Genomic DNA, 26,450 nt, shown 5'->3' with positions numbered 1-26,450 from the left:
GTAGGGGCCGGCGAAGCGGCTTCAGAGCCGGCTGCGCGCCGGCTCGGACCTTACAGGGCCGGCCGGCCGTGCAGCGCGTGCATGCGCTCGATCAGGTCGGCGGCGCGCAGCGGCCCCGCCTGCTGGGTCTCGCCGGCCAGGCCATGCCAGTAGGCGGCGGCGCAGGCGAGTTCATGGGCGCTGCGCGCTGGCTGCTGCGCCCAGAGCCCGCCCAGCCAGCCCGCCAACACATCGCCGGTGCCGGCAGTGGCCAGTGCCGCGCTGCCGCTGCTGTTGATCGCGGGCGGCAACTCGGGGCTGGCGATCACGCTGCCTGACCCCTTGAGGATGACCGTGCAACCGTACCGGCCGGCGAGTGCGGCTGCGGCAGCGAGCCGATCAGCCTGGATGTCGGCGCCGCTCGCCAGGTCCAGCAGCCTTGCCGCCTCCAGCGGATGCGGTGTGAGCACGGTGGCCATGCCCTGGGCGCGGCGTGCCTGCAGCAGGCCGCGCAGGGCAACGTCTGCCGCGATGGCGTTGAGTGCGTCGGCGTCGAGCACCAGCCGCGCGGCATGGCGCAGCAGCGGCGGCAACTGGGCTGCGATCGCGGTGCCGCCGCCGCAGCCAGCGACGACACACTGGTCCTGCCAGGCGCCCACATCGGCCAGCCGCGCCAGCGGCCAGTGCATGATCTCGGCACGCTGCGTGTCTACGCCGGCCTTTTCGTCGAGCAGGCAGGCATAGACGCGACCGGCGCCGGCCGCCAGCGCGGCGCGCGCAGCCAGCCGGGTAGCGCCCTGCATGCCCGCTGCACCGCCGATGACGAGCACATCGCCCTGGCTGCCCTTGTGCGCGGCATGGCTGGGCTGGCTGCGTCCGGCATTGAGGCTGTCGCTGCCGAGTAGCCAGGCATCGGCGGCACAGTCGGGCAGCACGCCGAGATCGTCGAACCACAGCGTGCCGCTCTGTGCGCGGCCCTGGCCGGTAAACAGCCCGGGCTTGAGCGTCAGCAGCGCCAGCGTGTGGCTGGCGCGCACCGCCGCTGCGCCGAGCAGTCGGCCGCTGTCGCTGGCCACACCGGTGGGTAGATCGACGGCGAGCACCGGCACATCCATGCTGTTCATTGCCGATATCCATTGCGCCATCGTGCCGTCCGGCGCACGCGTGCTGCCCAGCCCGAGCAGCGCGTCGATGACCAGGTCCGGGTGGAAGCCGGGCAGCTCGGTGCTGATCGGCACGCCTTCGGCTTTCGCCTGCGCCAGAGCCCAGGCGGCATCGGCAGGCTGCGCGTCGCTGCGGGCCGGGATCAGGCTCACCTGCACCTGATGGCCGTGCGCGTGCAGCAGCCGCGCGGCGACAAGGCCGTCGCCGCCGTTGTTGCCGGGACCGCAGGCGATCCAGATGCGCCGCGCATGCGGTGCGACGGCGATCGCCAGCTTGGCCAGCGCCGCACCGGCCCGTGCCATCAGGGCATGCGCCGGCAATCGCGCCTGCGCGTGCGCTTCGATCTCGCGACTGCTGGCCGTCAGGTGCAGGGCGAGGCGGTGCGGGGCGGGGAGCAGGCGGCGCATTCGCGCAGATTAGCGCATGCGCGCGGGGTTCATCGCGTCGATGCGGACCGAGGGCTGGTGGCCCAGCAACTGGTCAGCCAGCGCGCGGGCCGCGCCACAGGCCAGCGCCCAGCCATGGCTGCCATGCGCGGTGTTGAGCCAGACGCCGGTCTGCGCAGTGGCGCCGAGCAGCGGCAGGCCGTCGGGCAGCAGTGCACGCGTGCCGCGCCAGCGCTGGATGCCCTGCACCTGCGTGGCACCGGGGAACCAATCGTTGAGCACCTTGTGCAGCAGCTCGATCTGGCGCGGATTGCCGTCGTCGTGCGCGGGCGGCACGCCGAGCAGCGCGCCACCGGCCACACGCACGCGCTGGCCGATGCGGCTGATCGCCACCTGGTGGCGTGCGTCCACCAGCGCGGCGCGTGGGCCAAGGTCGGGGAAAGCTTCCAGTTGGCGCAGCGGCGCGGTGACTGACCAGCCCTGCACAGGCATCAGCGGCAGCTTCAGGCCCAGCGGCTGCAGCAGCGCTGCGCTGTCCGCGGCGGCGCAGACGACGATGGCGCTGTAGCGATCCGGCGGCGGCTCCTGGGCGTCGTGGGCGGGCAGCAGCGTCTCGCCGGCATCGCGCGGCATGGCGCCGTGCGCCTCGGTCGGCGTCGGCGCGTGCAGCAGGCGCGGGCGGTCGCCGCGCTCGATCTGGCGCGCGCTGCTGTTGAAGTGAAAGCGCGCGCCGAGGCGCTGCGCTTCCTGGCGCAGCAGCAGCGCGAACTGGCGGCAATTGCCGACCTCGCTCTGGCTCAGCAGCACGCCGGCGTGCAGCCTGGTCTCGGCATTGAGGCCGGGTTCGGCGCGCAGGCATTGCGCCGGGCTCAGCACCTGGTGCGCCACGCCCAGTTGCTGCAGCAGCTCCAGGCGCGGCTGCAGCGCAGCGAGCTCGGCGGGGCTGCGCAGCAGCGTCAGGTGGCCCTGCGTGTGCTCGTAGTCCAGGCCGAGCTGGCGCGCCAGCGTCTGCTGGCGCTCCTGGCTGTACACGGCCAGGTCGAGCAGCGCCTTGCTGCGCTCAGGCAGTGGGCTGGACTTGGCGGCGCGGCGCGTGCGTATGCCCCAGCGCAGCCTCGCGCCCAGCGGCCCGGCGAGCTTCATCGCCTGGGGATGGACGCTCAGCGCGACCTCGCCCGGCGCGGCGATGCCGGTGTTGGCGAAACTGCCTTCGGCGGCGACGCTGCCGCCGCGCTCGAAGACATGGACCTCGTGGCCATCGGCCGCAAGCTCGTAGGCGGTGGCGACGCCGGCGATGCCGGCGCCGATGACGGCGATGCGCATCTCAGTGCCCTCCCGCCAGGCGGTGTTCGACTTGGCTGGCCAGGCTGAGCAGGACATCGTCGCGCAGGGCGCTACTCCAGAGCATCAAGCCGACGGGCAGCTCGCCCTCGGCATGGCAGGGCAGGCTGATCGCACAGCCATCGAGCATATTGACCACGGAAGGATTGCGCAGCATCAGTGCGTTGGTGGCGAAGAAGGCCTCGTCGCTGGCCAGCAAAGGCGCCAGTTCGGGTGCGACGGTCGGGACGGTGGGGCAGATCATGGCATCGAAGCCTTGCATCGCCGCTTCCATGCGTGCGATCCAGTCGCGGCGCATCTCGTGCAGGCGGATGTAGTCGGCGGCGCCTATCGCTTCGCCGCGGCGGATGCGCAGCGCGACGCGCGGATCGTAGGCGGCACCGCGCGCAGCCAGCGCCTCGCGGTGCCAAGCCCAGCTCTCCGCAGCGGCAAAGCCGCCTTGTGCCTGCAAGTCGACCAGTGCGCCGATCGGCAGATCGATCGTCTCGATCTGCGCGCCGGCAGCGCGCAGCGAGGCGAGACTGCGCTCGAAGGCGCGCGCCACGGTCGCGTCCATGCCGTCGAGCAATTGGCTCGGCACACCCAGGCGCGTGGCGCTGAGCGGCCGTGGCCGCAGCGCTACCTGGCGATCGGCGAGCAGCTCGTGCAGCAGCACCGCATCGCGTACCGAGCGCGTCAGCGCGCAGACGGTGTCTAGCGTGGTGGAAAGCGGGATGCAGCCGGCCGCAGGCGTCAGTCGGGCGGTGTTCTTGAAACCCACCAGACCCTGCAGCGCGGCAGGAATGCGGATCGAGCCGCCAGTATCCGAGCCCAGCGCCGCCCAGGCAGCGCCGATGGCCACGCTGACGGCACCACCCGAGGTCGAGCCGCCGGGGATGCGTGCCTTGCCGTCCAGTGCCTGGGTCACCGGGTTGATCGGCGTGCCGAAGTGAGGGTTCAGCCCCAGGCCCGAGAAGGCGAACTCGCTCATGTTCGTATGACCGATCAGCGCCGCACCGGCGTGGCGCAGCCGGGCCACGGCCGGCGCATCGGCTGAGGCAGCGACGGCGTCGTGGCGCGAGGCCGAGGCCGCCGTGGTCGGCAGGCCAGCCACATCGAACAGGTCCTTGATGCTGATCGCCAGGCCGCCCAGCGGCGGCAGCGGCGTTCCGACGCTGTGTTGCAGGTCGGAGGCTTTGGCGGAGGCCTGAGCCTGGGCGAAGAAGTCTCGGATGAAGACGTGCCGGGCTGCATCGCCGCGGGCCGCAGCAAGGCTTGCGTCCATCAGCTCGACGCTCGAACAGCGGCCGGCGCGCAGCTGTTCGAGGGCGCTGCACAGGTCGTGAAGCATGGGTGTTGTTGTATACTCTTTGGGTTTTGCCGGGCACCACAGGTTCGCAGCAGCGATCTAGGCCTCGCAAAGCAAATCGCAAACCGGCTTCCGAAAGGTGTCGCGCTGCAGTCTCACAAAGCACAAGAGACTCGCGCGATTCGGGCCGGATTTTAGAACCAACCTTCGGAGTTACTCATGTCCGTCACGATGCGCGAAATGCTGGAAGCAGGTGTCCACTTTGGTCACCAGACCCGCTTCTGGAACCCCAAGATGGCCCCCTTCATCTACGGCCATCGCAACAAGATCCACATCATCAACCTCGAGAAGACGCTGCCCAAGTTCGAGGAAGCGATGAAGTTCGTGCGCCAGCTCTCGGCCAAGCGCGGCACCATCCTGATGATCGGCACCAAGCGTCAGGCTCGCGATGTGGTCGCCGCCGAAGCTGCCCGCTGCGGCATGCCCTATGTCGACAATCGTTGGCTGGGCGGCATGCTGACCAACTTCAAGACGGTCAAGGGCTCGCTGAAGAACCTCAAGGACATGCAGGCCCAGATCGAAGCTGGCACGCAGCCGGCGATCAAGAAGGAAGCCCTGCTGTTCCAGCGTGATATCGCCAAGCTGGAGAAGAACATCGGCGGCATCCAGGACATGGGTGCGCTGCCTGACGCCATCTTCGTGATCGACGTCGGCTACCACAAGATTGCCGTCGCCGAAGCCAAGAAGCTGGGCATCCCGGTGATCGGCGTGGTTGATACCAACCACTCGCCCGAAGGCATCGACTACGTGATCCCCGGTAACGATGACTCGGCCAAGGCTGTGGCGCTGTATGCCAAGGCCGTCGCCGACGCGGTGCTGGAAGGCCGTGCCAACGCCACCGCCGAGCTGGTGCAAGCCGTGGCTGCTGATGGCGACGAGTTCGTCGAGGTCAACGAAGGCGCCTGAGCCTCGCTCACCCAGGCAAGAGGGGCTGATTCAGCCCCTTTTTTTCAAAGCTGAACATTGTTGAACCGGAGCTGGCGCGTGCCGGCTCCCTGGCAAACCGGAGATTGAAATGGCTGCAATTACCGCAAGCATGGTGGCCGAGCTGCGCGCCCGCACCGACGCCCCGATGATGGAGTGCAAGAAGGCGCTGACCGAGGCTGACGGCGACATGACCCGTGCCGAGGAAATCCTGCGCGTCAAGCTGGGCAACAAGGCAGGCAAGGCCGCTTCGCGCATCACGGCCGAAGGTGTGGTGGCCTCGGCCATCGTCGGCAGCGCAGGCGCGCTGATCGAGGTGAACTGCGAGACTGACTTCGTCTCGAAGAACGATGCCTTCCTGGCCTTCGTCAATGCATTGGCCGGCTTGGTCGCCGAAAAGAACCCCGCTTCGATCGAAGAACTGTCCGCCCTGCCGCTGTCGCAGGAAGGCTTTGGTCCGACGGTGGAAGACGTGCGCAAGGGCCTGATCGGCAAGATCGGCGAGAACATGACGATCCGCCGCTTCAAGCGCTACGCTGGTGGCGGCAAGCTGTCGTCCTATCTGCATGGCACCCGCATCGGTGTGATGGTCGAGTTCGACGGCGATGACGTTGCCGCCAAGGACGTCGCGATGCACGTGGCTGCGATGAAGCCTGCTGCGCTGTCGTCTGCCGAAGTGCCGGCCGATCTGGTCGCCAAGGAGCGCAAGATCGCCGAAGAGAAGGCTGCCGAGTCCGGCAAGCCGGCCGACATCGTCGCCAAGATGGTTGAGGGCTCGGTGCAGAAGTACCTGAAGGAAGTCTCTCTGCTGGACCAGGTCTTCGTGAAGGCCGCCGATGGCAAGCAGACCGTCGCCGCCTACCTGAAGGGCGCCAACACCACGGTGAAGAGCTTCACGCTGTACGTGGTCGGCGAAGGCATCGAGAAGAAGGTCGACGACTTCGCGGCTGAAGTGGCTGCCCAGAAGGCCGCTGCCGAGGCTGCCGCCGCTGCCAAAGGGCAATAAAGAAGCCCCATAGAGAAACAAAGGGCGCCTCTGGCGCCCTTTACACTTGTGCCCGCGCCGGCAGGCCCACAAGGCCGGCTGGATCCGCGAGCCCACATCCCCACTGCATGACGAGGTAAGAATGCCGGCGTACAAACGCATCCTGCTCAAGCTTTCCGGTGAGGCCCTGATGGGCGACGATGCCTATGGCATCAACCGCGCCACTATCGTGCGCATGGTGCAGGAAGTCCGGGAGGTGACGCAGCTGGGTGTGGAGGTGGCGGTCGTCATCGGCGGCGGCAACATCTTCCGCGGGGTGGCTGGCGGCTCGGTGGGCATGGACCGCGCCACCGCCGACTACATGGGCATGCTGGCCACGGTGATGAACTCGCTCGCGCTGGCCGACACGATGCGCCAGGAGGGTATGACCGCACGTGTGATGTCGGCCATCGCGATCGAGCAGGTGGTCGAGCCCTATGTGCGGCCCAAGGCCTTGCAGTATCTGGAAGAGGGCAAGGTCGTCGTGTTCGCCGCCGGCACCGGCAACCCCTTCTTCACCACCGATACGGCCGCCGCGCTGCGCGGAGCCGAGATTGGTGCCGAGGTCGTCCTCAAGGCGACCAAGGTGGACGGTGTCTACACCGCCGACCCCAAGAAAGACCCGAACGCGACGCGCTATGCGCGCATCAGCTTCGACGAGGCCATCACGCAGAACCTGCAGGTGATGGACGCGACCGCCTTCGCGCTGTGCCGCGATCAGAAGCTGCCGATCAAGGTGTTCTCGATCTTCAAGCCCGGCGCGCTCAAGCGCGTGGTGCAGGGCGAGGACGAGGGCACGCTGGTCCACGTCTGAGCGTGGGCCCACGTTAGTAGACGACGACGCGAAGTCGGACGACGAAACCACAAGGCGACATCATGAGCATTGCTGACATCAAGAAGACCGCCGAGGCCAAGATGGCCAAGTCGGTCGAAGCCTTCAAGACCGAGCTGCAGAAGATCCGTACCGGCCGCGCCCATCCGGGCATCCTGGACCAGGTGCATGTCGACTACTACGGCTCCATGGTGCCGATCTCGCAGGTGGCCAACGTGGCCCTGCTCGATGCCCGCACCATCAGCGTGCAGCCCTGGGAAAAGGGCATGGGCGCGAAGATCGAGAAGGCCATTCGCGAGTCCGATCTGGGGCTGAACCCCTCTGCTCAAGGCGATCTGATCCGCGTGCCGATGCCGCCGCTGACCGAGGAGCGCCGCAAGGAGCTGACCAAGGTCGTGCGCCATGCCGGCGAGGACGCCAAGGTGGCCGTGCGCAATCTGCGCCGCGATGCGAATGAGCAGGCCAAGAAGCTGCTCAAGGACAAGGCGATCACCGAAGACGACGAGCGCCGCAGCCAGGACGAGGTGCAGAAGCTTACCGACCGCACCATCGCCGACATCGACAAGCTGATCTCGGGCAAGGAAGCCGAGATCATGGCCGTCTGAGCGGAAGCCCGGCGGTGACGAGCCAGAACGCGGGCATGCCCCGCCACGTGGCCATCGTGATGGATGGCAACGGTCGCTGGGCCAAGAAGCGCTTCCTGCCGCGCTTCTTCGGCCACAAGGCCGGTGTCGATGCGCTGGTCAAGGTGGTGCAGGCCTGTATCGATCGCGAGATCGAGCACCTCACCGTCTTTGCTTTTTCCAGCGAAAACTGGAAGCGGCCCAGCGACGAGGTCTCGGGCCTGATGGGCCTGGTGCTGGCGGCGGTGAGTCGCTATCTGGCGCGCATGGGTGCGATGGGCGTGCGCATCCGCATCGTCGGTGACCGCGAGGCGGTGTCGGACAAGCTGCGCGCCGCCTGGAACGAGGCCGAGGCCGCGACACGCCACAACAGCAAGCTCACGCTCAACGTTGCCTTCAACTATGGCGGTCGCTGGGACATCGTGCAGGCCTGCCGTGCAGCCATGAAGGCCGGCGTGCCCCCCGAGGAGCTGACCGAAGCCAAGCTCTCCGAGTTCATGGCGATGAGCTATGCGCCGGACCCGGACCTGTTCATCCGCACCGGCGGCGAGTTGCGCATCAGCAACTTCCTGCTCTGGCAGGCGGCCTATACGGAGTTCGTCTTCTCCGACTGCCTGTGGCCCGACTTCGGCGAGGCGCAGCTTGACGCGGCCATCCAGGCCTACCGCGAGCGCGACCGGCGCTTCGGTGGCGTCAAGGACTCGGTGACGCCGGTAGGCGTCTGACCCGGCGCTAGCGCCGCAAGCGCAGGACCCGACACATCATGCTGAAGCAGCGCATCATCACCGCCCTCATCCTGCTGGCGGTCCTGCTGCCGGCCATCTTCGCCGCCTCGCCTTGGCCCTTCGCGCTGCTGACTTTGGCGATGATCGGCGCGGCGGGCTGGGAGTGGTCGCGGCTGAACGGCGCACCCGGCACGCCGGCGCTGCTCTATGGCGTCGGACTGGCTGCTGCCTGCGGCGTCACGCTGTGGGCGCTGGGCTTGGCCGCGCCGCCGGCCTGGTGCTGGTGGCTGGCCACCGTCGTCTGGGTGCTCGGTGGCGCCTACGCGCTGCGCGGCGGCCCGACCGCCTGGCCGCATGCGCCCCGGCTGGCGCGCCTGCTGCTGGGGGGTATCGCGCTGTGGGTGGCCTGGCTGGCGCTGGCGCAGGCCAAGGCGATCGGCATCAACTTCCTGCTCTCGGTCTTCTGTCTGGTGTGGATGGCCGATATTGCCGCCTACTTTGGCGGTAGAACCCTCGGACGCCGCAAGCTGGCGCCGGCAATCAGCCCGGGCAAGAGCTGGGAGGGCGTGTGGAGCGGCATGGCCGGCGTGGTGCTGCTTGCGCTCGTCTGGTCGCAGCTGATCGATGCGCGCGTTGCGGTCGATGCGCCCAGTCTGTACTCGCGCCTGCTCGGCCAGGGCTGGTGGGTGGGGCTGCCGGCCTTGATGTTCCTGGCGGCGATGAGCGTGGTCGGCGATTTGTTCGAATCGCTGGTGAAGCGGGCGGCTGGCGCCAAGGACAGCAGTGCGCTGCTGCCTGGTCATGGCGGCGTGCTTGACCGGATCGATGCGCTGCTGCCGGTGTTTCCTCTCGCGCTGGCCCTGGTCTCCCTGATTGCCCTGTGATGAGTTCTCGTTCTTCGACTTCCGCGCGCCAGAAGGTCTGCGTCCTCGGTTCCACCGGCTCCATCGGCACCAACACGCTGGACGTGCTGGCGCGGCATCCGGAGCGCTATGAGGTCTTCGCGCTCAGCGCGATGAGCCGCGTCGACGACTTGCTGGCGCAGTGCGTTGCGTATCGTCCGCGTTATGCGGCGCTTCCGGATGCAAAGCTCGCTGCGCAGCTGCGTGCCGGCCTTCGCGAGCGCGGACTCGCCACCGAGGTGCTCGAAGGCACGCAGGGCCTGGCCGAGATTGCGGCGCACCCCGAGGTCGATGCGGTGATGGCGGCGATCGTCGGCGCCGCGGGCCTGGAGCCCTGCCTGGCGGCAGCGCGCGCCGGCAAGAAGCTGCTGCTGGCCAACAAGGAGGCGCTGGTCGTCGGCGGTGCCCTGTTCATGCAGGCGGTAGAGCAGGGCGGCGCGACGCTGCTGCCTATCGACAGCGAGCATTCGGCGATCTTCCAGTGCCTGCCCGAGGACCGCGGCAGCTGGGCGCAGCGCATCGACCACATCGTGCTGACCGCCTCGGGCGGCCCGTTCCGCCAGCGCGACCCGGCGACGCTGCGCGAGGTCACGCCTGAGCAGGCCTGCGCGCATCCGAACTGGGTGATGGGGCGCAAGATCTCGGTCGACTCGGCGACGATGATGAACAAGGCGCTGGAAGTGATCGAAGCGCGCTGGCTGTTCGGCCTGACGCCCGAGCAGATCAAGGTGGTGATCCATCCGCAGAGCATCATCCATTCGATGGTGGTCTGCCGCGACCGCTCGGTGCTGGCCCAGCTGGGCACGCCGGACATGCGCGTGCCCATCGCCTACGGCCTGGCCTTCCCCGAGCGCATCGAGAGCGGTGCCGAACCGCTGGACTTCCTCGCCAAGCCCACGCTCACCTTCGAGGAGGCCGACGAGCGCCGCTTTCCGGGGCTGTACCTGTCCTGGCAGGCCCTGCGCGGGCCGGAAGGCTCGACGGCGGTGCTCAATGCTGCGAATGAAGAGGCCGTGGCGGCCTTCTTTGCCGGCGGGCTGCGCTTCGATCAGATCGCACAGCTCAACCGTGAATGCCTGGAGACGCTGCAGCCGGCATCGGGCGAATGCGCCAGCATTGAGGGGCTGCTCGGTCTGGATGCGCGTGCGCGACGGCATGCGCAGGCCTTGATCCGCCGCCTCGCGGCCTGAGCGCCGGCGGCGCAGTTCCACGATGTTGATCACCCTGCTGGCTTTCGTCCTCGCCCTTGGCGTGCTGATCATCGTGCACGAATGGGGGCACTATCGCGTCGCGCGCGCCTGCGGCGTGAAGGTGCTGCGCTTCTCTGTCGGCTTTGGCCGGGTGCTGCTGCGCCGCCAGCGCGGCCCTGAGGCCACCGAGTTCACGCTCGCAGCGCTGCCCTTGGGCGGCTATGTGCGCATGCTCGATGAGCGCGAGGGCCCGGTAGCGCCGGAGCTGCGCGAACAGGCTTTCAACAATCGGCCGCTGTGGCAGCGCACAGCCATCGTCGCGGCCGGACCGGCAGCAAACTTCCTGCTCGCGGCGCTGCTCTTCGCTGCCGTCGGTTGGATAGGTACCGAGGAGCCGCGGCCGGTGATCGGCGCGCCGACTGCGGGCAGCCTGGCCGAACGCGCCGGACTGCGCGCCGGTGACTGGGTGCAAGAGGTCTCCTTCGATGGCCAGAGCTGGCAGGAAATCCGCTCGCTGCCGCAGCTGCGCTGGGCGCTAACCGAGGCGGTGGGCGATGCCCGCGCGCTGCAACTGCAGGTCAGCGATGTGTCTGGCCACGGCCGGCGTCAGCTGGTGCTGGCGACTGACACGCTGGGCAGCCGGGATCTCGATGCGGCACTGATGCGCAAGCTGGGTCTGGGGGCGCCGTACAGCGAGCCGGTGCTTGGCGAGGTTCGCGCCGGCGGTGCGGCAGCCGCAGCGGGGCTGCAGGCGGGCGACCGCGTGCTCTCTGTCGACGACCGCGTGGTCGTCGATGCTGCCGAGCTTCGCGAGCGCATCCGCGCCTCCGACGTGGACACCAGTGAGACGGACGGCGTCGCGCGAGCGATGCAGTGGCGGATCGAGCGCCGGGGGCAAATCTTGAACATCGAGGTGCAGCCTCGCATCGTGATGCAGGACGGACGGCGCATCGGGCGTATCGAGGCCATCGTGGGTGCGCCGCCAAGCATGGTGCTGATGCGCTTCGGCTTGCTGGATGGCGTCTGGCACGGTGTCCAGCGGACCTGGGAAATGTCCGTGATGACGCTCAAGGTCTTCGGCCGCATGCTGGTCGGTGAGGCCTCGCTGAAGAACCTCAGTGGCCCCATCACCATCGCCGACTATGCCGGCCAGTCGGCTCGCTTGGGGCCGACGGCCTACCTCGCGTTTCTCGCCATGGTCAGCGTCAGCCTGGCGGTGCTGAACCTGCTGCCACTGCCGATGCTCGATGGAGGACACCTGATGTATTATCTTTTCGAGGGTCTGACGGGCCGCCCCGTGCCGGATCGGTGGCAGCAGCGTTTGCAGCGCGTCGGTGTGCTGATCTTGTTCCTGCTGATGGCTCTGGCCCTTTCCAACGACCTTGCCCGCCAGCTGGGTCTGCACTGATTCCTCTATTCCGCATGTCCTCAAGTCATCGCAAGTCCGCGCTCCTGCGCCCGTCGTTCCTGATGCTGGCGCTGGCCGGCGCGCTGCAGTCGGGTCTCGCCTGGGCTGTTGATCCCTTCGTGCTCAAGGACATCCGTGTCGAAGGCCTGCAGCGCACCGACCCGGGCACGGTGTTCGCGTCACTGCCCTTCCGCATCGGCGATACCTACAGCGACGAAAAGGGCGCCGCCGCTCTGCGCGCGCTGTTCGCCACTGGCCTGTTCAAGGACGTGCGCATCCAGATCGACGGCGACGTGGTCGTCGTCGTCATCGACGAACGTCCGACCATCGCCGCGGTGAGCTTCGTCGGCCTGAAGGAGTTCGACAACGAGGCGCTGACCAAGTCGCTCAAGGACGTGGGCATTGGCGAGGGCAAGCCTTTCGACAAGGCGCTGGCCGACCGCGCCGAGCAGGAACTCAAGCGCCAGTACCTGACGCGCAGCATGTACGGCGCCGAAGTCACGACCACGGTCACGCCGCTGGAGCGCAATCGCGTCAACGTCGCTTTCACCGTCACCGAGGGCGAACCGGCCAAGATCGGCGAGATCCGCATCATTGGCGCCAAGGCGGTGTCGGAGAGCACGTTGCTGGGCCTGCTGGAGCAGACCAGCAGCGGCTGGCTGACCTGGTACACCAAGACCGACCGCTACTCGCGCAGCAAGCTGAACGCGGATCTGGAGTCGATCCGCTCCTACTACCTGAACCGCGGCTATCTGGAGTTTGCCGTCACCTCCACGCAGGTGACCATCTCGCCGGACAAGCAGAGCATCAATATCGCGATCACCATCAACGAAGGCCAGCCCTACACGGTGACCGCGGTCAAGCTCGAAGGCGAGTATCTTGGGCGCGAGGAAGACTTCAAGCGACTGATCCGCCTCAAGCCCGGCGAGCCCTATCGTGGCGAGGCCGTGGCCGAGACCACGCGTGCCTTCAGCGATCTGTACGGCAGCTTCGGCTATGCCTTCGCTCGTGTGGACAGCCGTCCCGAGATCGACCGCGCCACTGGCCAGGTGGTGGTGACTTTCTCGGCCGATCCGCAGCGCCGGGTCTATGTGCGACGCGTCATCGTCTCCGGCAACACGCGCACCCGCGACGAAGTGATCCGCCGCGAGTTCCGCCAGCTCGAATCGGCCTGGTACGACGGCCAGCGCATCAAGGCCTCGCGCGAGCGGGTGCAGCGCCTGGACTACTTCAAGGAAGTGAACATCGACACCGCCGAGGTGCCGGGCTCGCCCGACCAGGTGGACGTGACCATCACGGTGGAAGAGCGGCCTACCGGCAACATCATGGTGGGCGCGGGCTATTCCAGCGCGACGAAGATTTCACTGCAGGGTTCGATCCGCCAGGACAACGTCTTCGGCTCGGGCAATTACCTCGGAATCGATCTCAACACCGCCGCGACCGGGCGCCAGATTGCCATCAGCACGGTGGACCCGTATTTCACGGTGGACGGCGTCTCGCGCGCGGTGGACGTGTTCTATCGCACCACCAAGCCGCTCAACACCCTGGGCGAGGTCTATCAGCTCTCGTCCTACGGCGGCTCGGTGCGCTTCGGCGTGCCTTTCTCCGAGGTGGATCGCGTCTTCTTTGGCATTGGCTACGAGCGCACGTCGATCAGCGCAAGCACAGGTGTGCCGCTGAGCTACCGGCGCTACTTCTACGAGTTCGGCGACAAGAACCAGGCTTTCCCGCTGACGATCGGCTGGCAGCGCGACAACCGCGACAGCGCGATCTCGCCGACAACGGGGCGCTACCAGCGCATCAACCTGGAGATGAGTCCTGCCGGTGATGCCCGATATGCGCGTGCCAACCTGCAGTACCAGCAGTACTTCGGACTGACTGCGAACAACAAGTTCACGCTGATGCTCAACGGCGAGGTTGGCGCCGGCGCGGCGCTGGGCAGCGGCAACTATCCGATCTTCAAGAACTTCTATGCGGGCGGCCTGGGTTCGGTGCGCACCTTCCAGTCCAACTCGCTGGGACCGGTGGATCCGACGGGTTCATACATCGGCGGCAATTTGCGCGTCAACCTCAACAGCGAGCTCTACGTTCCTGTGCCGGGGGCGGGTAACGACAAGACTTTCCGGCTCTTCGGTTTTGTCGATGCCGGCAACGTCTGGGACACCAAGAGTTCCCATGAGAACGTTGACCTGAGCACCCTGCGCGTCTCCACCGGCATCGGCTTGAGCTGGTTGTCGCCGATGGGGCCGCTGAAGCTGAGTTTCGGTACGCCGCTGCGCAAAAAGGGCACGGATAGAATCGAGAAATTCCAATTCCAGATCGGGACTGCATTCTGATGATGAGCAAGCTGGTGAAGTCGGCGGCGCTGGCCGCCCTGTTGTGCGCCTCGGCCGTGGCCGTGCAGGCCCAGGAACTGAAGATCGGCTATGTCAACAGCGAGTTGGTGCTGCGCGAGGCCAACCTCGCCAAGGTCGCCCAGGCCAAGCTCGAGGCTGAGTTCAGCAAGCGCGAGAAGGAATTCAAGGATCAGGAAACGCGCCTGCGCGCGGCGGCGGAGAAGCTGGAGAAAGATGCGCCGACGCTGTCCGAAGCCGAGCGCAATCGTCGTCAGCGCGATCTCGTCGACCGTGACCGCGAGCTGCAGCGCAAGGGCCGCGAGCTTCGCGAAGATCTCAACCAGCGCAAGAACGAGGAGCTGGGTGCACTGGTCGAGCGTGCCAACCGCGTCATCAAGCAGATCTTCGACAACGAGAAGTACGACCTGATCGTGCAGGAAGCCATCTTCGTCAGCAACCGCGTGGACATCACCAAGAAGGTGATCGACGCGCTCAATGCGCAGAAGTGAGCCGCACCACACTCGCTGACGTGATCGCCGCCTTGGGCGGCGATCTTCTTGGTGCGTCCGATATCGAGATCCACCGCGTCGCTCCGCTGCAGGATGCCGATCCGCAGACGTTGAGCTTCCTCTCCAACGTGCGCTACCAGTCGCAGTTGCAGACCACGCGTGCGGCCTGTGTGATCGTCGCGCCGGCCTTCGCCGAAGCGGCGGCGGCGCGCGGCGCAGTCATCGTCACGCCGGATCCCTATCTTTACTTCGCGCGGCTGACCCAGTGGTGGGCCGCCCGCGTGCGGCCGCAAGCGCCTGCGCGCATCCACCCGTCGGCGGTGATCGATCCCGAGGCGCGGCTCGGTGAGGGCGTGGACATCGGCCCGCTGGCTGTCATCGAAGCAGGCGCTCAGATTGGCGATGGCGCGCGCATCGGCCCGCATTGCGTGATAGGTCGCAATGCCAGTGTGGGCGCCGGCACGCGGCTGGCTGCGCATGTCACGCTGGGCTTCGACTGCCGCATCGGCGCACGCTGCATCGTGCACAGCGGCGCGGTGATCGGAGCCGATGGCTTCGGCTTTGCGCCGCACCAGGGGCACTGGGTGAAGATCGAGCAGCTCGGCGCCGTCGAGATCGGTGACGACGTGGAGATCGGTGCCAACACCTGCATCGATCGCGGCGCTTTGGGCGACACCGTGATCGCAAACGGCGTCAAGCTCGACAACCTGATCCAGATCGCACACAACGTGCACATCGGCGCGCATACCGCGATCGCCGGCTGCGTGGCCATCGCCGGCAGCACGCGCATCGGCGCGCACTGCACGATCGGCGGCGCCGCCAGCATCGTCGGCCATCTGCACATCGTCGATCACGTGCATGTCTCGGCCTGCACGCTGATCACGCGCTCGATCACCAAGCCGGGGCACTACACCGGCGTGTTCCCGTTCGACGACAATGCGAGCTGGGAGAAGAACGCGGCCAGCCTGCGCCAGCTGCATGGCATGCGCGATCGGCTGAAGGCCCTGGAGAAGTGGCGCCAGGCGCAAGACGAACAACAACAAGACAAACCGCAGCAGGCGCCGCAGCGAAACGAATGACGACCATGGACATCCACCAGATCCTCAAGAAGCTCCCGCACCGCTACCCCATCCTCTTGGTGGACCGTGTGGTCGAGCTCGACAAGGGCAAGCGCATCCGCGCCATCAAGAACGTCAGCATGAACGAGCCGCACTTCACCGGCCACTTCCCGCACCGGCCGGTGATGCCAGGGGTGCTGATCCTCGAGGCGATGGCGCAGACCGCCACGCTGCTGGCGATCGAGAGCATGGATATCGTGCTGGACGACAAGTCGGTGGTCTACTTCGCCGGTATCGACGGTGCGCGCTTCAAGCGGCCGGTGGAGCCGGGCGACCAGCTGATGATGGAAGTGACGCTCGATCGCGCCAAGGCCGGCATTTACAAGTTCAGCGCCAAGGCCTTCGTCGGCGAGGAGCTGGCCTGCGAGGCCGAGCTGCTCTGCACGATGCGTCGCGTCGACGCCTGATCGGGCAAACGGGAACAAGCAGCGATGGCCAAGATCCATCCCACCGCCGTGGTCGACGCCAAGGCTCAATTGGGCGAGAGCGTCGAAATCGGCCCCTACACCATCGTCGGCGCCGAGGTCAGCATCGATGAGGGCACGACGGTCGGCCCGCACTGCGTGCTGCAGGGGCCGACGCGCATCGGCCGCGACAACAAGATCTTCCAGTTCTGCTCGCTGGGGGCCGACCCGCAGGACAAGAAGTACGCCGGCGAGCCGACGCGCCTGGAGATCGGTGACCGCAACACCATCCGCGAGTTCTGCACCTTCAACCGCGGCACGGTGCAGGACGACAGCCTGACCCGGCTCGGCGACGACAACTGGGTCATGGCCTATGTGCATCTGGCGCACGACTGCAAGGTGGGCAACAAGACCATCCTGGCCAACAACGCCGCACTGGCCGGTCATGTGCATGTGGGCGACTGGGTGATCCTCGGCGGCTTCACCGCGGTGCACCAGTTCTGCAAGATCGGCGCGCATGCGATGACCGGCATGGGCTCGATGCTCTCGCAGGACCTGCCGCCCTTCGTGATGGCCAGCGGCAATCTGGCCGAGGCCAAGGGCATCAATCTCGAAGGCCTGAAGCGCCGCGGCTTCAGCCCCGAGCGGCTCAATGCGGTGAAGCAGATGTACCGCATCCTCTACCGTCGTGGCCTCACGCTGGACCAGGCGCGCATGGAGATGGATGCGCTGCGTGCGCAGATGCCCGATGCGGCCGACGTGATCACGCTGATGCTCGACTTCCTGGCCACCGCGACGCGCGGCATCATCCGCTGATCAGGCCCCATGCAAGACACCGCGCCCCGCATCGGCATGGTGGCCGGCGAGGCCTCCGGTGATCTGCTCGCCAGCCTGCTGCTCGGCGGGCTGAAGCAGCGCTGGCCGGGGCTCAAGGCCCAGGGCATAGGCGGGCCGCGCATGGCGGCGCAGGGCTTCGAGGCCTGGTGGCCGCATCACAAGCTCTCGGTGTTCGGCTACGTGGATGCGCTGCTGCACATCCGCGAGATCCTCGCGATCCGCCGCCAGCTGGGCGACCGCCTGCTGGCCGACAAGCCCGATGTCTTCGTCGGCGTCGATGCGCCGGACTTCAATTTCGGGCTGGAAGAGCGGCTGCGCGCGGCCGGCATCAAGACCGTGCACTTCGTCTGCCCGTCGATCTGGGCCTGGCGCGGCGAGCGGGTCGAGAAGATCCGTCGCGCGGCCGACCATGTGCTGTGCCTGTTTCCTTTCGAGCCGGAGATCCTGGCCAAGGCCGGCATCGCCGCCACCTACGTGGGCCATCCGCTGGCCGACGCCATTCCGATGGAACCGCCGCGCGCCGCGGCGCGTGCGGTGCTCGGGCTGGGCGAGGGCGATACCGTGGTCGCGCTGCTGCCTGGCAGCCGCAAGAGCGAGATCCGCTACATCGCCGAGCCGCTGCTGCGCGCCGCGGTGCTGATGCACCAGGCGCGTCCGGAGCTGCGCTTCGTGATGCCGGTGGCACCGGGGCTGCGCGAGCTGCTGACGCCCATCGTCAGCGGCTGCGCCTCGGGCCTGCCTTTGACGCTGCTGGACGGCAAGTCGCACGAGGCGCTGGCAGCCTGCGACATCACGCTGGTGGCCAGCGGCACCGCCACGCTGGAGGCCGCGCTGTTCAAGCGGCCGATGGTGATCACCTACCGCGTCAATGCGCTGAACTGGTGGCGCATGAAGGGCAAGAACTACCTGCCCTGGGTGGGGCTGCCCAATGTGCTGGCGCGCGAGTTCCTCGTGCCCGAGCTGATCCAGGATGACTGCAATCCGCAGGCGCTGGCGCGCGAAGGCCTGGCCTGGCTCGACGACCCGGCTCGCTGTGCGCGCGTGCGCGAGCGCTTTGCCGAACAACATGAACTGCTGCGCCGGAACACCGCGCAGGTGGCCAGCGATGCGATCGCGCAAGTCATCGACCGCCGCGCCTGAGCAGCTGGGCCTGGCCTGGGACTCGCCCGGACTCGTCGCCGGCGTGGACGAGGCCGGCCGCGGTCCGCTGGCCGGCCCGGTGGTGGCCGCGGCGGTGATCCTCGACGAGCTGCATCCGATCGCCGGTCTGGCCGACTCCAAGGTGCTGACCGAGAAGAAGCGCGAGCGCCTCTTCGACGAGATCCGCGCCAAGGCGCTGTGCTGCTGCATCGCCGAGGCCAGCGTCGAGGAGATCGACGAGCTGAACATCCTGCAGGCGACCATGCTGGCGATGCGCCGCGCGGTCGAAGGCCTGCGCCTGAAGCCGGCCAAGGTGCTGGTGGACGGCAACCGGCTGCCGGTGCTGAAGGTGCCGGCCGAAGCCATCGTCAAGGGCGATGCCAAGGTGGCGGCGATCTCGGCGGCCTCGATCCTGGCCAAGGTCACGCGCGACCGCCAGTGCCTGGCCATGCACGAGCAGCATCCCGAGTACGGCTTTGCCAAGCACAAGGGCTACCCCTCGCCGGAGCATCTGCAGGCGCTGCGCGCGCATGGCGCGACCGCATGGCACCGGCGCAGCTTCGCGCCAGTGCGCGAGATCCTCGAGGACATCCGGCGATGACTTCCCCCCAGGTCCTGCACATCACGTCCAAGGACAACCCGGCGCTGCAGCGCCTGCGCAAGCTCAGCCAGGACGGCAGCGCCTATCGCAAGCTGGGCGCGGTCTGGCTGGAGGGCGACCATCTGGCGCGCGCCTGCCTGCAGCGCGGCCATGCGGTGACGCTGGCGGTGATCGCCGAGGAAGGCTATGCCAATGCCGCGCTGCGCGCGCTGGCCGAGGCTGCGCCCAAGGTTCTGGTGCTGAGCACGGCTCTGTTCAAGACCATCAGCGGGCTGGAGTCGCCGGCGCAACTGGGCTTCGAGGTGCCGCACGATGTCTCGCAGGCACTCAAGCCAGGCGTGGACAGCGTGGTGCTCGACCGGCTGCAGGACGCCGGCAATGTCGGCACCATCCTGCGCAGTGCTGCGGCGCTGGGCTTCCGGCAGGTGCTGGCGCTCAAGGGCACGGCCGCGCTGTGGAGTCCCAAGGTGCTGCGCGCCGGCATGGGCGCGCACTTTGGTCTGCATCTGGTCGAAGGGCTGGCGCCCGATGATCTGGAGGCGCTGCAGGTCCCGCTGGTGGCCACCAGCTCCCATGCGGACAAGCAGTTGCACCAGCTGCGCCTGCCCAGCCCCTGCGCCTGGGTGATGGGCCACGAAGGGCAGGGCGTGCAGCCGGCCCTGATGCAGGCCTGCACGCTGACGGTGGGCATTCCACAGCCCGGCGGCGAGGAATCGCTCAACGTCGGCGCGGCCGCAGCGATCTGCCTCTACGAGAGCGCGCGGCAGCGTCTCAGTAGATGAGCCGGTCGGGCCGGATGTCCCGCAAGATGGTGGTCGCGATCTCTTCGATGGACTTGTGCGTGGACGACAGCCAGGACACGCCTTCGCGCTTCATCATCGTCTCGGCCTCGTTGACCTCGTAGCGGCAGTTCTCGATCGCCGCGTACTTGCTGCCGGGACGGCGCTCGTTGCGGATCTGCGAGAGACGCTCGGGGTCTATGGTCAGGCCGAAGCACTTGCGCTTGTGCTCGACCAGTGCGCCGGGAAGCCTGCCGCGTTCGAAGTCCTCGGGGATCAGCGGATAGTTCGCGGCCTTGATGCCGTGCTGCATCGCCAGGTACAGCGAGGTCGGCGTCTTGCCGCAGCGCGAGACGCCGACCAGGATCACGTCGGCAGCCGCCAGGTTGCGGGCCGACTGACCGTCGTCATGGGCGAGCGAGAAATTGATCGCCTCGATGCGGTCGTGGTACTCCTGGCTCTTGGCCACATCGGAGAAGCGCCCGACCCGGTGATTGCTCTTGACCTGGAACTCTTCCTCGAGCGGCACGATGAAGGTGCCGAACATGTCCATCACCAGGCCCTGGCAGTGGTCCTTGACGATCTTCAGCACCTCGCGATCCACCAGTGTGGCGAAGACGATGGCGCGCTGGCCCTCGCGCTCGCCCAGCTCGTTGATCTCGCGCACCACCTGGTAGGCCTTCTCGGCGCTGTCGATGAAGGGGCGGCGCACATGGCGTGGCTTGCCCGGAAACTGCGCAAGGATGGAGTTGCCAAAGGTCTCGGCAGTGATGCCGGTACCGTCCGAGACGAAATACACGGTGCGATTGGGCATGATGGGGGTGTCCGTGGCTCTGGAGTCATCATAAGGGGGCTTGCTCGTAGAATCCCCGACAGTCGCTCCCGTCCTTCGTCATGCCCGCGCGTCGCCTCCAACAAGAATCAGCAAGAAACGGCGATTTTGCGTTTGCATGCGTCAACGTCACTGCCGGGGCAGTCGGCGTGTCGGGGGCTCCAGGTTTTCAACATCACGGAGTTTTCCCATGTCTTCTCGCTTCGAGCCGACCGCCCTGGTCGTTCCCTTTGAGAATCTGAGAATGTCTGACGTCGAGGTGGTTGGCGGCAAGAACGCCAGCCTCGGCGAAATGATTTCGCAGCTCGCCGCCTCTGGCGTGCGCGTGCCCGGCGGTTTCGCGACGACCGCGCATGCTTTCCGTGAGTTCCTCAAGTACGAGGGCCTGGACAAGCGCATCGCCGATCGCCTGGCGACGCTGAACACCGACGATGTGCGCGCGCTGGCCGAGGCTGGTGCCGAGATCCGTGGCTGGGTCGAGGCGCAGCCTTTTCCGGCGGACCTGGAGCGCGACATCCGTGCCTCCTTCGCCCAACTGACCTCTGACAACGCGGACGCGACCTTCGCGGTGCGCTCGTCGGCCACGGCCGAAGACCTGCCCGATGCCTCGTTTGCCGGCCAGCAGGAGACCTTCCTGAACGTGCATGGCATCGAGGAAGTGCTGCACAAGATGAAGGAGGTCTTCGCCTCCCTCTACAACGACCGTGCGATCAGCTACCGCGTGCACAAGGGCTTTGCCCACGGTGATGTGGCGCTGTCGGCCGGCGTGCAGCGCATGGTGCGCTCCGACCTGGGTTCGGCCGGCGTGATGTTCACCATCGACACCGAGAGTGGCTTCAAGGACGTGGTCTTCATCACCTCCAGCTACGGTCTGGGCGAGACGGTGGTGCAGGGCGCGGTGAACCCGGACGAGTTCTATGTGCACAAGCCGGCGCTGAAGAACGGCAAGTTCCCCATCATCCGTCGCAACCTCGGCTCCAAGCTGATCCACATGGAGTTCTCGACTCCTGAGGAGAAGGCCGCCAGCAAGAAGCTGGTCAAGACCGTGGAGACTGCGCCAGAGGCGCGCAACCGCTACTCGCTGGCCGATGCCGAGGTGGTCGAGCTGGCGCGCTACGCGATGATCATCGAGGAGCACTATGGCCGCCCGATGGACATCGAGTGGGGCCGCGACGGCGTCGACGGCAAGCTCTACATCCTGCAGGCCCGTCCCGAGACGGTGAAGAGCCAGGCCGAGGGCCAGGTCGAGCACACCTACAAGCTCAAGGGCCACAGCGCCGTGCTGGCCGAGGGCCGTGCCATCGGCCAGAAGATCGGTACCGGCCCGGTGCGCATCGTGCACAGCATCGCCGAGATGGACCGCGTGCAGCCGGGAGATATCCTCGTCACCGACATGACCGACCCGAACTGGGAGCCGGTGATGAAGCGCGCTGCCGCCATCGTGACGAACCGCGGCGGCCGCACCTGCCACGCGGCCATCATTGCGCGCGAGCTGGGCATCCCGGCGGTGGTCGGTTGCGGCGACGCCACCGAGACGCTGAAGGACGGTCAGCTGGTCACCGTGGCCTGTTCCGAGGGTGATACCGGCCACATCTACGACGGCCTGCTGGAGACCGAGGTCAGCGAGGTGCACCGCGGCGAGCTGCCCTACTGCCCGATCAAGATCATGATGAACGTCGGCAACCCGCAGCTGGCCTTCAACTTCGCGCAGATGCCGTCGGCCGGCGTGGGTCTGGCGCGTCTCGAGTTCATCATCAACAACAACATCGGCGTCCACCCCAAGGCGATCCTCGACTATCCGAACATCGACGCCGACCTGAAGAAGGCCGTCGAATCGGTGGCCCGTGGCCACGCCTCGCCGCGCGCCTTCTACGTGGACAAGCTCGCCGAGGGCATCGCCACCATCGCGGCGGCCTTCTATCCGCGTCCGGTGATCGTGCGTCTGTCGGACTTCAAGAGCAATGAGTACCGCAAGCTGATCGGCGGCTCGCGCTACGAGCCGGACGAAGAGAACCCGATGCTGGGCTTCCGCGGCGCCTCGCGCTACATCAGCGGTGAGTTCAGCGATGCCTTCGCGATGGAGTGCGAGGCGCTCAAGCGCGTGCGCAACGACATGGGCCTGACCAATGTCGAGATCATGGTGCCTTTCGTGCGTACCGTGAAGCAGGCCGAGCGCGTCGTCGGCATGCTGGCCGAGCGCGGCTTGAAGCGCGCCGCCTCCGGCGGCCAGGACGGCCTGCGCATCATCATGATGTGCGAGGTGCCCAGCAACGCGATCCTGGCGGACCAATTCCTCGAGCACTTCGATGGCATGTCCATCGGCTCCAACGACCTGACCCAGCTGACCCTGGGCCTGGACCGCGACTCGGGGCTGGAGCAGCTGGCCGGCGACTTCGACGAGCGTGATCCGGCCGTCAAGGCACTGATCTCGCGCGCCATCACCGCCTGCCGCGCCACTGGCAAGTACATCGGCATCTGCGGTCAGGGGCCCAGCGATCACCCGGACTTCGCCGACTGGCTGGCCGAGGAAGGCATCGTCTCGATCTCGCTGAATCCCGACACGGTGATCGAAACCTGGCAGCGTCTGGCCAAGCGCTGAGGCGCCCATCAGTCTGACGGGCGGCCGCGGCTTGCCCGTCAATCGACTTGCGGCACGATCCGGCGTGCGGGCCTGGCCCTGTGCCTGTGCCCGTACAAGCCCGGGTGCCGCAGACGCAACTGCCACGGGAAACTAGGACGTGCCCAAACCACTGCCCGTCACGGCCGCCGCCCCGACCCAGCGCAGCCTCAAGCGCAGGCTGGATCGCATCTACGCTTGGTTCACCGTGGGCTTCCTTGCCTTCATCGCTCTGCTGGCGATGCTGGAGCGCATGGGGCTGTCCAAAGCCTCGATCGGTTTCATCTTCCTGTTCGCCACCGTGGCGGTCTATGCCGGCATTGGCGTGCTCAGCCGCACGACCGACGCCAATGAGTACTACGTGGCCGGGCGTCGCGTGCCGGCGGTCTACAACGGCATGGCCGTGGGCGCCGACTGGATGAGTGCCGCCACTTTCATCGGCATGGCGGGCACGCTCTACCTGTCAGGCTACGGCGGCTTGGCCTTCGTGCTGGGTTGGACCGGCGGCTTCTGTCTGGTGGCCTTGCTGCTGGCGCCGTATCTGCGGCAGTTCGGCCAGTTCACCGTGCCCGACTTCCTGGGGGCTCGTTACGGCGGCAACTCGGTGCGCTTGCTTGCAGCCATCGCGACGGTGCTGTGCTCGTTCATCTATGTGGTGGCCCAGCTCTACGGCATCGGGCTGATCACCACGCGGCTGTCGGGCCTGACCTTCGAGATCGGCGTTTTCGTCGGCCTGGGCGGCGTGCTGGTCTGCTCCTTTCTGGGCGGCATGCGCGCGGTGACCTGGACGCAGGTGGCGCAATACATCATCCTCATCCTCGCCTACCTGGTGCCGGTGGTCTGGTTGTCGGTCAAGCAGACCGGTTCGCCCTTGCCGCAAGCGGTCTATGGCGCCCAGGTGCAGCAGATCGCTGAGCTCGAGCAGCGGCTGGTCGCCGATACGCGCGAGCAACAGGTGATCGAGTTGCTGCACCAGCGGGCACAGGTGCTCGGCGACAAGCTGGAGAACGTTCCAGAGGCGCTGGCCCGCGAGCGTCAGGAGGCGCAGCGCCAGGTGGCCCGGCTCAAGGCCGAGGATGCGGCACTGGCACAGATCCAGGCCGCCGAGAAGCGCCTGGCCCAGATGCCGCGCACCGCCGACGAGGCGCAGGCGCTGTGGGAACGCCAGAAGGCGGCCGACGAGGCCCGTGGCCGTCCACTGGCGGGCATGCCGCCGCACGGCACGGCCTTCGCGGGCGATCCGCAGGGAAGCGAGGCCGAGCAGCGCCGCTTCGACGAGTCGCGGCGCAACTTCCTGGCCCTGGTGTTCTGCCTGATGCTGGGTACCGCCGGCCTGCCGCACATCCTGGCGCGCTTCTACACCACGCCAACCGTGCGGGAGGCGCGCGAGTCCGTGGGCTGGTCCATGCTCTTCATCGGGTTGCTCTACCTCACCGCGCCGGCACTGGCGGTGATGGTCAAGTTCGAGGTTTTCAGCAAGCTGGTTGGCACACCGTTCGGACAATTGCCTGGTTGGATCGCCGAATGGGCCCGCGTCGACCCAGCGCTGCTCTCGGTCAGCGACATCAACGGTGACAGCATCCTGCAACTCGGCGAGTTGCAGATCAGTGGTGACATCGTGATGCTGGCTACGCCAGAACTGGCAGGACTGCCCTTCGTGGTCTCGGGCATGGTGGCGGCAGGTGGCCTCGCGGCCGCACTGTCCACTGCCGATGGCCTGCTGCTGACGATCTCCGCGGCGCTCTCCCATGATGTGTACTACAGGACGATCAATCCTTCGGCCTCAACGGCGACCCGGGTGACGATTTCCAAGTCCCTGCTCATGCTCACGGCGCTCGCGGCGGCGGCAGTCGCGGCGCAGAAGCCGGCGGACATCCTCTTTCTCGTCGCGGCAGCTTTCTCGTTTGCGGCATCGGCGCTTTTTCCCGTGCTGGTGACGGCGGTGTTCTGGAGGCGTGCCAATCACTGGGGCGCCTTGGCCGGCATCCTGGTCGGACTGTTCGTGACCGGCTATTACATGGCCAAGACGCAGCCCTGGCTGCGCTCAGTGCTTGGCCTTGGCGGCGCTCCTGAGCTCTGGTGGGGCATACAGCCAATCTCGGCCGGCGTCTTCGGTGTGCCGGCCAGCTTCTTGGCGATCATCGTGGTCAGCCTGCTCACGCCGGCGCCGCGGCCGCGGGAGGCCGCAGTGGTCGATGCCTTGCGCGCACCGGCGAAGCTCTGAGGTTCGCCGGCAGGCTAGTCCGCTGGACTGCGAAGCTGCGCTACAATCGCAGGCTTTCCCTTGCCGTACCCACGAGTTTGACGCTGTGGGGCGGCTTCCTCGGGCGAAGCGCTGCGGAATCCTCCTGCAGTGAACAGCCTGGAATCCACAAGGAGTGTCTATGCGTCATTACGAGATCGTTCTGCTGATCCATCCGGATCAAAGCGAACAAGTTCCGGCCATGCTGGAACGTTACAAGGGCCTGATCACCGCTGGCGGCGGCGTGGTCCACCGCGTCGAGGATTGGGGTCGCCGTCAACTGGCCTACCTGATCCAGAAGCTGGCCAAGGCGCACTACCTCTGCCTCAACATCGAGTGCAGCAAGGAAACGCTGGCTGAGCTGGAGACCGGCTTCCGCTTCAACGACGCCGTGCTGCGCCACATGACCGTGGTGAAGAGCAAGGCCGAGACCTCGCCTTCGGTGATGATGAAGGCGGTCGAGCGCGAAGAGGCTCGCAAGGCTCCCCAGGACGCCAACGCCTAAGAGCGGGTGAATCAAGGCTTCAGTACTGCTCGCGCCCAAGCAAAGCCGGTGAATCAACTGGTCTTGCAGGCACAGCTGCTGGAGTTGGGACTGATCAGATACACGCCGGCCGGCCAGACGGCCCTGGACTTCAGCTTGAAGCATGAGTCTCAGGTCATCGAGGCAGGCAGGCCACGCAAGGTCTCACTGGAGATCAAGTGCGTGGCGATCGGCGAGATCTGCAAGCGCGTTCAGGCGCTTGGTGTCGGAGGGGCTGCCCTGTTCACAGGCTTCCTCGCCGCCATGCGCAACGGTCGTGGGGTGATCTTTCACCTCACCGAGCTGACGCCCAGCCCCGCACCCGATGGTTCGAATCCGGATTGAATTGAAGAAAGAGGTCAACTATGCCCCCGGCACGTGGTAAAGGTCGGTTCTCCAAGGACCGCAAACCCAAGCGCAACCAACAATCGCTGCTGTTCCGTCGCAAGCGTTTCTGCCGTTTCACCGTCGCAGGTGTCGAGCAGATCGACTACAAGGACGTGGACACGCTGCGCGACTTCATCGGCGAGAACGGCAAGATCACGCCCGCACGCCTGACTGGCACGCGCGCTTTCTACCAGCGTCAGCTGACCGTGGCCATCAAGCGTGCTCGCTTCCTGGCCCTGCTGCCGTACTCTGATCAGCACAAGGTCTAAGAGGAGCCAG

25 protein-coding genes are annotated in these 26,450 nt (G+C 66.9%); 21 read left to right on the top strand and 4 right to left on the bottom strand.

Annotated elements, in window-relative coordinates; translation table 11 throughout:
• Window positions 1–50: 50 nt before the first annotated feature.
• The 3 genes from AC2EBS_RS07170 to AC2EBS_RS07160 are packed head-to-tail and all read right to left on the bottom strand — an operon-like array spanning window position 51 to window position 4,200.
• On the bottom strand, window positions 51–1,550 hold the full coding sequence (locus tag AC2EBS_RS07170; protein WP_484727712.1) for an NAD(P)H-hydrate dehydratase: 1,500 nt from the start codon (window positions 1,548–1,550) through the stop codon (window positions 51–53).
• A 9-nt stretch (window positions 1,551–1,559) separates the two neighbouring features.
• Complete coding sequence (locus AC2EBS_RS07165) at window positions 1,560–2,852, bottom strand: FAD-dependent oxidoreductase (protein ID WP_484727711.1); 1,293 nt, start codon at window positions 2,850–2,852, stop codon at window positions 1,560–1,562.
• Window position 2,853: 1 nt separating this feature from the next.
• Entirely contained in the window at window positions 2,854–4,200 is a 1,347-nt protein-coding gene (locus AC2EBS_RS07160; protein ID WP_484727710.1) for an amidase, read from the bottom strand.
• A gap of 177 nt (window positions 4,201–4,377) precedes the next feature.
• On the opposite strand from AC2EBS_RS07160, the gene rpsB reads away from it, so the two are divergent.
• The 16 genes from rpsB (at window position 4,378) to AC2EBS_RS07080 (ending at window position 19,573) form a co-directional block, all read left to right on the top strand.
• Window positions 4,378–5,124: a 30S ribosomal protein S2 gene (rpsB, locus tag AC2EBS_RS07155; RefSeq protein WP_484727709.1), complete on the top strand. Its 747-nt coding sequence runs from the start codon at window positions 4,378–4,380 to the stop codon at window positions 5,122–5,124.
• 109 nt (window positions 5,125–5,233) lie between these two features.
• Window positions 5,234–6,148, top strand: a complete 915-nt coding sequence (gene tsf / locus AC2EBS_RS07150; RefSeq protein WP_484727708.1) for a translation elongation factor Ts — start codon at window positions 5,234–5,236, stop codon at window positions 6,146–6,148.
• Window positions 6,149–6,269: 121 nt separating this feature from the next.
• Complete coding sequence (pyrH, locus tag AC2EBS_RS07145; protein ID WP_484727707.1) at window positions 6,270–6,980, top strand: UMP kinase; 711 nt, start codon at window positions 6,270–6,272, stop codon at window positions 6,978–6,980.
• Window positions 6,981–7,042: 62 nt separating this feature from the next.
• Entirely contained in the window at window positions 7,043–7,603 is a 561-nt protein-coding gene (frr, locus tag AC2EBS_RS07140) for a ribosome recycling factor (protein ID WP_484727706.1), read from the top strand.
• Between the two features lie 35 nt (window positions 7,604–7,638).
• A complete protein-coding gene (uppS, locus tag AC2EBS_RS07135; protein ID WP_484727705.1) occupies window positions 7,639–8,346 on the top strand; it encodes a polyprenyl diphosphate synthase in 708 nt (235 codons plus the stop codon).
• A 38-nt stretch (window positions 8,347–8,384) separates the two neighbouring features.
• Window positions 8,385–9,230 carry a phosphatidate cytidylyltransferase gene (locus AC2EBS_RS07130; protein WP_484727704.1) on the top strand — a complete coding sequence of 282 codons (846 nt, stop codon included), beginning with the start codon at window positions 8,385–8,387 and terminating at the stop codon, window positions 9,228–9,230.
• On the top strand, window positions 9,230–10,438 hold the full coding sequence (gene ispC / locus AC2EBS_RS07125) for a 1-deoxy-D-xylulose-5-phosphate reductoisomerase (RefSeq protein ID WP_484727703.1): 1,209 nt from the start codon (window positions 9,230–9,232) through the stop codon (window positions 10,436–10,438). The genes AC2EBS_RS07130 and ispC overlap by 1 nt, the downstream gene beginning before the upstream one ends.
• A 22-nt stretch (window positions 10,439–10,460) precedes the next feature.
• On the top strand, window positions 10,461–11,846 hold the full coding sequence (gene rseP, locus AC2EBS_RS07120; protein WP_484727702.1) for an RIP metalloprotease RseP: 1,386 nt from the start codon (window positions 10,461–10,463) through the stop codon (window positions 11,844–11,846).
• A gap of 62 nt (window positions 11,847–11,908) precedes the next feature.
• Window positions 11,909–14,182, top strand: coding sequence for an outer membrane protein assembly factor BamA (gene bamA, locus AC2EBS_RS07115; protein WP_484728302.1), 2,274 nt, complete (start codon window positions 11,909–11,911; stop codon window positions 14,180–14,182).
• A gap of 2 nt (window positions 14,183–14,184) precedes the next feature.
• Window positions 14,185–14,691 carry an OmpH/Skp family outer membrane protein gene (locus AC2EBS_RS07110; RefSeq protein WP_484728301.1) on the top strand — a complete coding sequence of 169 codons (507 nt, stop codon included), beginning with the start codon at window positions 14,185–14,187 and terminating at the stop codon, window positions 14,689–14,691.
• A complete protein-coding gene (gene lpxD, locus AC2EBS_RS07105) occupies window positions 14,688–15,770 on the top strand; it encodes a UDP-3-O-(3-hydroxymyristoyl)glucosamine N-acyltransferase (RefSeq protein ID WP_484727701.1) in 1,083 nt (360 codons plus the stop codon). The genes AC2EBS_RS07110 and lpxD overlap by 4 nt, the downstream gene beginning before the upstream one ends.
• A gap of 5 nt (window positions 15,771–15,775) precedes the next feature.
• On the top strand, window positions 15,776–16,216 hold the full coding sequence (gene fabZ / locus AC2EBS_RS07100) for a 3-hydroxyacyl-ACP dehydratase FabZ (RefSeq protein ID WP_484728300.1): 441 nt from the start codon (window positions 15,776–15,778) through the stop codon (window positions 16,214–16,216).
• Window positions 16,217–16,240: 24 nt separating this feature from the next.
• On the top strand, window positions 16,241–17,029 hold the full coding sequence (gene lpxA / locus AC2EBS_RS07095) for an acyl-ACP--UDP-N-acetylglucosamine O-acyltransferase (protein WP_484727700.1): 789 nt from the start codon (window positions 16,241–16,243) through the stop codon (window positions 17,027–17,029).
• A gap of 9 nt (window positions 17,030–17,038) precedes the next feature.
• Window positions 17,039–18,190, top strand: a complete 1,152-nt coding sequence (gene lpxB, locus AC2EBS_RS07090; protein WP_484727699.1) for a lipid-A-disaccharide synthase — start codon at window positions 17,039–17,041, stop codon at window positions 18,188–18,190.
• Window positions 18,156–18,791 carry a ribonuclease HII gene (gene rnhB / locus AC2EBS_RS07085; protein WP_484727698.1) on the top strand — a complete coding sequence of 212 codons (636 nt, stop codon included), beginning with the start codon at window positions 18,156–18,158 and terminating at the stop codon, window positions 18,789–18,791. Before lpxB ends, rnhB begins: the two co-directional genes overlap by 35 nt.
• Window positions 18,788–19,573 carry a TrmH family RNA methyltransferase gene (locus AC2EBS_RS07080; protein ID WP_484727697.1) on the top strand — a complete coding sequence of 262 codons (786 nt, stop codon included), beginning with the start codon at window positions 18,788–18,790 and terminating at the stop codon, window positions 19,571–19,573. The genes rnhB and AC2EBS_RS07080 overlap by 4 nt, the downstream gene beginning before the upstream one ends.
• Here AC2EBS_RS07080 and ppsR read toward each other — a convergent pair.
• Complete coding sequence (gene ppsR / locus AC2EBS_RS07075) at window positions 19,563–20,384, bottom strand: posphoenolpyruvate synthetase regulatory kinase/phosphorylase PpsR (RefSeq protein WP_484727696.1); 822 nt, start codon at window positions 20,382–20,384, stop codon at window positions 19,563–19,565. The two genes, AC2EBS_RS07080 and ppsR, sit on opposite strands and share 11 nt — an antisense overlap.
• A gap of 208 nt (window positions 20,385–20,592) precedes the next feature.
• On the opposite strand from ppsR, the gene ppsA reads away from it, so the two are divergent.
• The 5 genes from ppsA to rpsR all read left to right on the top strand — a co-directional run bounded on the left by ppsA (window position 20,593) and on the right by rpsR (window position 26,440).
• Window positions 20,593–23,001 (top strand): phosphoenolpyruvate synthase, encoded by a 2,409-nt coding sequence (gene ppsA, locus AC2EBS_RS07070; RefSeq protein WP_484727695.1) that lies wholly within the window; start codon window positions 20,593–20,595, stop codon window positions 22,999–23,001.
• A gap of 139 nt (window positions 23,002–23,140) precedes the next feature.
• A complete protein-coding gene (locus AC2EBS_RS07065) occupies window positions 23,141–25,243 on the top strand; it encodes a sodium:solute symporter family protein (RefSeq protein ID WP_484727694.1) in 2,103 nt (700 codons plus the stop codon).
• A 160-nt stretch (window positions 25,244–25,403) separates the two neighbouring features.
• On the top strand, window positions 25,404–25,766 hold the full coding sequence (gene rpsF / locus AC2EBS_RS07060) for a 30S ribosomal protein S6 (RefSeq protein ID WP_484727693.1): 363 nt from the start codon (window positions 25,404–25,406) through the stop codon (window positions 25,764–25,766).
• 6 nt (window positions 25,767–25,772) lie between these two features.
• A complete protein-coding gene (gene priB / locus AC2EBS_RS07055; RefSeq protein WP_484727692.1) occupies window positions 25,773–26,129 on the top strand; it encodes a primosomal replication protein N in 357 nt (118 codons plus the stop codon).
• Window positions 26,130–26,149: 20 nt separating this feature from the next.
• A complete protein-coding gene (gene rpsR / locus AC2EBS_RS07050; protein ID WP_484727691.1) occupies window positions 26,150–26,440 on the top strand; it encodes a 30S ribosomal protein S18 in 291 nt (96 codons plus the stop codon).
• The last annotated feature ends 10 nt before the right edge of the window (window positions 26,441–26,450 follow it).

Source organism: Roseateles sp. T103, from assembly GCF_057219915.1.
This window is presented reverse-complemented; position numbering and strand designations above follow the sequence as displayed.

Bases quoted from the DNA above. Each gene is read 5' to 3' on its own strand.
- AC2EBS_RS07170 (WP_484727712.1), bottom strand. From the start codon at position 1,550: ATGCGCCGCCTGCTCCCCGCCCCGCACCGCCTCGCCCTGCACCTGACG.
- AC2EBS_RS07165 (WP_484727711.1), bottom strand. From the start codon at position 2,852: ATGCGCATCGCCGTCATCGGCGCCGGCATCGCCGGCGTCGCCACCGCC.
- AC2EBS_RS07160 (WP_484727710.1), bottom strand. From the start codon at position 4,200: ATGCTTCACGACCTGTGCAGCGCCCTCGAACAGCTGCGCGCCGGCCGC.
- rpsB (WP_484727709.1), top strand. From the start codon at position 4,378: ATGTCCGTCACGATGCGCGAAATGCTGGAAGCAGGTGTCCACTTTGGT.
- tsf (WP_484727708.1), top strand. From the start codon at position 5,234: ATGGCTGCAATTACCGCAAGCATGGTGGCCGAGCTGCGCGCCCGCACC.
- pyrH (WP_484727707.1), top strand. From the start codon at position 6,270: ATGCCGGCGTACAAACGCATCCTGCTCAAGCTTTCCGGTGAGGCCCTG.
- frr (WP_484727706.1), top strand. From the start codon at position 7,043: ATGAGCATTGCTGACATCAAGAAGACCGCCGAGGCCAAGATGGCCAAG.
- uppS (WP_484727705.1), top strand. From the start codon at position 7,639: ATGCCCCGCCACGTGGCCATCGTGATGGATGGCAACGGTCGCTGGGCC.
- AC2EBS_RS07130 (WP_484727704.1), top strand. From the start codon at position 8,385: ATGCTGAAGCAGCGCATCATCACCGCCCTCATCCTGCTGGCGGTCCTG.
- ispC (WP_484727703.1), top strand. From the start codon at position 9,230: ATGAGTTCTCGTTCTTCGACTTCCGCGCGCCAGAAGGTCTGCGTCCTC.
- rseP (WP_484727702.1), top strand. From the start codon at position 10,461: ATGTTGATCACCCTGCTGGCTTTCGTCCTCGCCCTTGGCGTGCTGATC.
- bamA (WP_484728302.1), top strand. From the start codon at position 11,909: ATGCTGGCGCTGGCCGGCGCGCTGCAGTCGGGTCTCGCCTGGGCTGTT.
- AC2EBS_RS07110 (WP_484728301.1), top strand. From the start codon at position 14,185: ATGAGCAAGCTGGTGAAGTCGGCGGCGCTGGCCGCCCTGTTGTGCGCC.
- fabZ (WP_484728300.1), top strand. From the start codon at position 15,776: ATGGACATCCACCAGATCCTCAAGAAGCTCCCGCACCGCTACCCCATC.
- lpxA (WP_484727700.1), top strand. From the start codon at position 16,241: ATGGCCAAGATCCATCCCACCGCCGTGGTCGACGCCAAGGCTCAATTG.
- lpxB (WP_484727699.1), top strand. From the start codon at position 17,039: ATGCAAGACACCGCGCCCCGCATCGGCATGGTGGCCGGCGAGGCCTCC.
- rnhB (WP_484727698.1), top strand. From the start codon at position 18,156: ATGCGATCGCGCAAGTCATCGACCGCCGCGCCTGAGCAGCTGGGCCTG.
- AC2EBS_RS07080 (WP_484727697.1), top strand. From the start codon at position 18,788: ATGACTTCCCCCCAGGTCCTGCACATCACGTCCAAGGACAACCCGGCG.
- ppsR (WP_484727696.1), bottom strand. From the start codon at position 20,384: ATGCCCAATCGCACCGTGTATTTCGTCTCGGACGGTACCGGCATCACT.
- ppsA (WP_484727695.1), top strand. From the start codon at position 20,593: ATGTCTTCTCGCTTCGAGCCGACCGCCCTGGTCGTTCCCTTTGAGAAT.
- rpsF (WP_484727693.1), top strand. From the start codon at position 25,404: ATGCGTCATTACGAGATCGTTCTGCTGATCCATCCGGATCAAAGCGAA.
- rpsR (WP_484727691.1), top strand. From the start codon at position 26,150: ATGCCCCCGGCACGTGGTAAAGGTCGGTTCTCCAAGGACCGCAAACCC.